6 protein-coding genes and 1 pseudogene are annotated in these 4,981 nt (G+C 59.8%); all 7 read left to right on the top strand.

Annotated features, from left to right (window positions below; genetic code table 11):
* On the top strand, positions 1-452 hold a 452-nt coding region (locus EPO09_RS10690), incomplete at its 5' end, for a hypothetical protein (protein WP_290642916.1).
* A gap of 153 nt (positions 453-605) precedes the next feature.
* Complete coding sequence (locus EPO09_RS10695; protein WP_290642918.1) at positions 606-1,403, top strand: hypothetical protein; 798 nt, start codon at positions 606-608, stop codon at positions 1,401-1,403.
* A gap of 5 nt (positions 1,404-1,408) precedes the next feature.
* Entirely contained in the window at positions 1,409-2,299 is an 891-nt protein-coding gene (locus tag EPO09_RS10700) for a hypothetical protein (protein WP_290642920.1), read from the top strand.
* Between the two features lie 10 nt (positions 2,300-2,309).
* Positions 2,310-2,804 carry a DUF6160 family protein gene (locus EPO09_RS10705; protein WP_290642922.1) on the top strand — a complete coding sequence of 165 codons (495 nt, stop codon included), beginning with the start codon at positions 2,310-2,312 and terminating at the stop codon, positions 2,802-2,804.
* 25 nt (positions 2,805-2,829) lie between these two features.
* Positions 2,830-3,597 (top strand): C39 family peptidase, encoded by a 768-nt coding sequence (locus EPO09_RS10710; RefSeq protein ID WP_290642924.1) that lies wholly within the window; start codon positions 2,830-2,832, stop codon positions 3,595-3,597.
* Between the two features lie 2 nt (positions 3,598-3,599).
* Positions 3,600-4,625 (top strand): transporter, encoded by a 1,026-nt coding sequence (locus EPO09_RS10715; protein ID WP_290642926.1) that lies wholly within the window; start codon positions 3,600-3,602, stop codon positions 4,623-4,625.
* 16 nt (positions 4,626-4,641) lie between these two features.
* Positions 4,642-4,981, top strand: a pseudogene (locus EPO09_RS10720) (outer membrane transport protein); the annotation flags it as partial.

Genomic DNA, 4,981 nt, shown 5'->3' on the forward strand with positions numbered 1-4,981 from the left:
TCGGCATCAAGGGCCTGTTCGTGATGACCGTTGACATCCTGAACAAGGGTGCTTTCGTCTCGACCGTGGCTGACTCCATCGGTGCTCGTCTGGGCCTGACTCAAGCTGATGCCAACAACGGCAAGGCTCTGGCCGCTGGTGTCGCCGTGACCCCCACCGCTGGTGGCGTGACCGTGGCAACTGAACTGGGCAAGCTGACGGCTGCTTCGTACAACGCCTTCGGCGCTCAAACAGCTCAAGCTGTGTACGACGGCGCTTCTGACGTTGTGCAGTTCGCTTTCCCCAACGCCAAGCTGAACTCGGCTCTGACCCCCAGCATCACGGTCGGTTCGATCAAGATGGGCAGCACCGCTGCTGACGGCACACGTGGCACCTCGGCTGCTTCGTTCGGCTCTTTCGCCATCAACAACATCGACATGCAAGGCACCAAGGTCTGGATGTGGGCTCACTGATCGGTTGACCACCGATGGGCTCGCCGCAAGCGGGCCCGCCCTCTCTTGAGTTGAACAGAGCAATCCGCCGTGGCCACCACGGCGGGTTTGTTTGTGAGGCTCTTTTTTTGAAATCGCTTTTCGGATCCTGATGATCCTCAACCCGCAGCCAACATGAACAGGACCCTCATCTCCACGATGCGCATGCTGTGCCTGAGCCTGGTGCTGTCGGGTGCAAACGCCGTCATGGCGCAAGGCAAGCCCATCGACGATGAGGCCTTGTCTGACGTCTGGGGGCAGGCCTTGTTCTCGCTGACCAATACGAGCGAAAACGGCTACGACTTCTCTCGCATCACGCTGAATGCGGACATCAAACTCAATGCCAATCTGGGTGGTATCCGGTTAGGTGAGTACACCAGTTCAGTGCGCAACGGCACAGGTGCCGATATCGACATTGCCAAGCTGCAATTGGGGCGATCTGACGGCACGCTGGCGCAGCGCACGGTGTCCGTGACAGATCCCTATGTCGAGTTTGTCTACCGCAACGTGGCGAACTCGGCGACGCGCGAAGTAGTGGGCATGCGCCTGGGCTTTGGCGGCATCCAGGGTGACATCGGCTTGCAGATGAATGCCGTCAGCGGCTCTTTGCTGATTGATGCAGGTGCGAACGGCACGATCGATTCTCGCAATGACACGCTGGGCGGCAAGCGCTGGGATGGTACGACGTGCACGAACACAGCGAGTTGCCTTGTGGCCTTGTCGCAAGTGGGCGGCGTGACGGCGGGCAATGCCAGTGGCGCCAGTCGCGACTTCTTCATCTCGGTGCTCAAGTCGGCTGTGACCTTTCCCACGAATGCAGCCACAGGCGTGCCAACCGATCAGGCCATGGCTGGCTTCTGGCTGAACTGGCGTGACCGCCTGACGGCTTTGAACGTGCGTGGCGCCGTTCCGGCCAACGTCGCGGGCAAGTGAGGGCGATGAACATGTGTGCGACGCTGATCCGAACGCTGTGTGCTTGCCTGGCCCTGTGTGGCTTGTGCGGTGTGAGTGGTGCGCATGCGGGCAACCTGCGGCCGTTGGAAGACGAGGCTTTGTCTCAGGTCAGCGGCCAGGATGGCCTGGCGTTCAACCTGCGCGGTTTTGCCATGAGCGGCCCCCTGACCTTGACCTATACCAGCCCGGATGAGGGCAATCCCAGCTTGTGGTTGGGCAACTTCTATCTGTCGCGTTCCGACGATGTGGACGCGACCTTCTCTGATCCCTATCGACTCAACATCTACAGCCGTTTGGGTATGTCGGATGTGATCGAGTTGAGCAACCCACTCAACGTCAATGGCTTGGTGAAGTGGCAGTTCGCGGCCGACTTCGGCGTGAACGCCAACAACACCAGCTTCAGTGGCGGCACCCTGATCCTGCAGGATCTGACCTTCTATGGTGGTGGCTTGAGCATCACCACGCCATCGGATCCTGCCGTGCAAGGCGTGGCCTTTGGGCTGGCATTGCGCGTGGACATTGGCAACCTGATCATCCGCCCACGTGCGCGTGATGACATCAGCGTCGCCAATCCCGATACGGTGATGGAGCAGCTCAGCATCAAGGGCATCCATCTGAGCGGCGAGAACAATACCCCATGGGTCATTGCGCATGTGACGACCCAGCCCGGCATCTTCAATGCGATCACTGATGCGGATGGCCAGTCCTATCTGCATCTGGGTATCGACTGGAACAGCAGCCCCAATGGGGCGCCCAAGGGCAGCTTGTTGATCGACAACGTCACGTTCAAGAGTGATGTGACCGGCAATCTCAATCTGGGATCCAGCCGCATCGACTCCATCCAGCTCCAGTATCTGGACGTCAAGTTCCGTTGAGGTGCCTGTGATGTCCATGCTCTGGCGCCCATTGCGCGTGCTCATTCTTCAATGTCTGGTGTTGCTGGCCATGGGCTGTGCCTTGAGCATGGCCCGTGCAGAGCCTCAGCCTCTGGACGACATCGGCATGGCTGACGTCAGCGGGCAGGACGGTATCGGCTTTGCCGTTCATCTGGAAATGAACTCTGCGGCCATCAGTGCGCAGGATCTCACCAGCAGGTTGATGGCAGGCTTCCACGTGGATGGCCAGACCACCTATGCCATCGCCTGGAATGCGGGCGGCATCATCGACATGTTCGCCATGACCATGAACCTGCGTAGCCGTCCGGATGGCAGCGACTACATGGACATCGGCTTGCCCTTCTTCATCGGCGTCAGTCAGTTTGGTTTCCGCGCATTCAGCGTGCAGACCGATCCAACCGCCGCCATTTCCCGCAACTACGGGCAGTTGCTCCTCAATGGCCATGCGGCCATGCAGGGGCACATCTACCTTTGGGCGCAGTGAGCGTCAAGGATCGGGAGAACACACCATGTTGGGCATGCTGCTTGGGATCATTGCGAGCGCCATTGGCGAGTCTGCTGGCACCGCCATTCACCCTCCGGTAGACAAGCCCCAGGGCGAGTTCCAGTTGCCGATGGTGGTCGTGGGTGGTGGCATCAGCCCGATGCCCGTGACCATCAAGCCCTACTCCGAGTTCAAGTTCGAGAACATCATCCACCAGGCCTATGACTACAGCTGTGGTTCGGCTGCGCTGGTCACGGTGATCAACAACTACCTGGGTATCAAGGTCACGGAGCAGCAGGCCATGGAGGGGATGCTGTCTCATGGCGAGCGCGACAAGATCATCGAACGTCGAGGCTTCTCCCTGCTCGATATGAAGCGCTATGTGGCTTCGCTGGGTGCCATTGGCGCAGGCTTTCGCGGCGAGATGTCCGATCTGGAAAAGCTCACGCAGCCCGCCATCGTGCCCATTGACTACGCGGGCTTCAAGCACTTCGTCGTGTTCCGCGGCATCCGCGACGGGCGCGTGTTCATTGCTGATCCGTCCGCCGGGCACATCGTGTTCTCGGTCGAGCAGTTCGCCAAGCTGTGGGACCGCGGCACCCTTTTCCTTCTGAGCTTGCCTGCTGATACGGGCAAGCCATTGACCAACCTGGCCTTGACAGACCGAGAACTCGGTGTGATCGACAGCGATTCGGTTCGCAAGCAGGCCGTGTTGACTTCGCCCGACCGAACCGAAGCATTGCGCAATGCAGTGCAGGCCGGCATTGGTGTCTTTAACTTGCGCAAGCAGTGATCATGTTGTACCAGCACTCCATTTCCCCTTCTCGATTCGGCTTGCGCGCCTTGGCGTTGGCAGCTTTGACCTTCATGCTGTCTGTTGCCCAGGCCCAGCAGGCCACCGGCAACGATGCTGCGCGCGACGCCTTGGGCAAGAAGGAAGGCGACGTTGACCAGGCGGCTTTGCTCAAGGAGACCTTGACGGCGTCAGACAAGCAGTACTCGCTGCTTAAAAAAGGCAAGTGGGCTGCCACCTATGACCTGACCTACTCGTACACAGGGCAACAGCAGATCGACGCCAAGTTCACAGACAGCACGCTGACGCTCTTCAAGATCGAGAACACGCGTTCGCACACCATCACCAACACGGTGTCCGTGGACTATGGTCTGCGCGACAACCTGACGGGCAATGTGTCTCTGCCCTTGGTCAGCAAGTACTCCGAATCAACGACCTATTCGGGGATGTCGCACGGCTTTGGCGATTTGAACGTGGGCGCACGCTGGCAGCCCTTCGAGATGCGCCGCGATGCGCCCAGCATCACGACCAGTGCCTCGGTTCGCCTGCCTACAGGCCGCAGCCCCTATCGCACGATCGATGGCCAGAACCTGTCCACCGGTTCTGGCACGGCGGGCCTGACATTGGGTGTGAATGCGTCCAAGATCATCGATCCGATTGCCCTGTTTGGCTCGGCCAGCGTGGGTGTGAGCATGCCTGCCCGTCACATCAGCCAGGTGCGTGACAACGTGACCCTGGTGGCTGTGCACCCAGGCCCCTCATTGACGCTGGGTGGAGGCTTCGCCTATGCCTTGTCGTATGACGTGTCCACCACCATGTCTTTGCAGGAGTCGCTCTCCTTCCCCAGCAAGCTGGTGTTCGAGGATGGTACGTCCAGCCGCACCAGCGTGCAGACTTCGGGCATGTTCAACCTGGGTCTGGGTGTGCGCACCTCGCCTCAGAACACGATCAACATGACCTTGGGCATTGGGCTGACCAGTGACTCGCCCGATTTCACGCTCGGCATGAACATGCCCTTGAGCTTCTGACCTGAGCGAGCGTGCCGTGATCAAGAAAATGGCTCAAGCCAGGGGCATCGCTTTGTCTGCCCGACAGCTGCGCCTGCTGTCGGGCCTGACGCTGGGCGTGACCTGCTGGGGCGCGGCTCATGGTGCCTTGACAGACAACCTGGGTACCAGCCCCAAAGCCATGTCCATGGGCAATGCCGTGACGGCAGACCCGCCTGGTGTGGATTCGATCCACTTCAACCCGGCGGGCTTGTCGAGGCTGGAGGGCAACGTCAAGCAGGACAATTTCTTTGGTGCGTCCGTGCGCATCAAGGCCAATTTTCATCAGCCTGAGAACTTCGATATCGGTGGCTGGAAGGAAGACCCTCTGGCTGGTA

It is taken from the genome of Aquabacterium sp., from assembly GCF_004297345.1.
In the GTDB taxonomy this organism is placed as follows: domain Bacteria; phylum Pseudomonadota; class Gammaproteobacteria; order Burkholderiales; family Burkholderiaceae_C; genus Aquabacterium.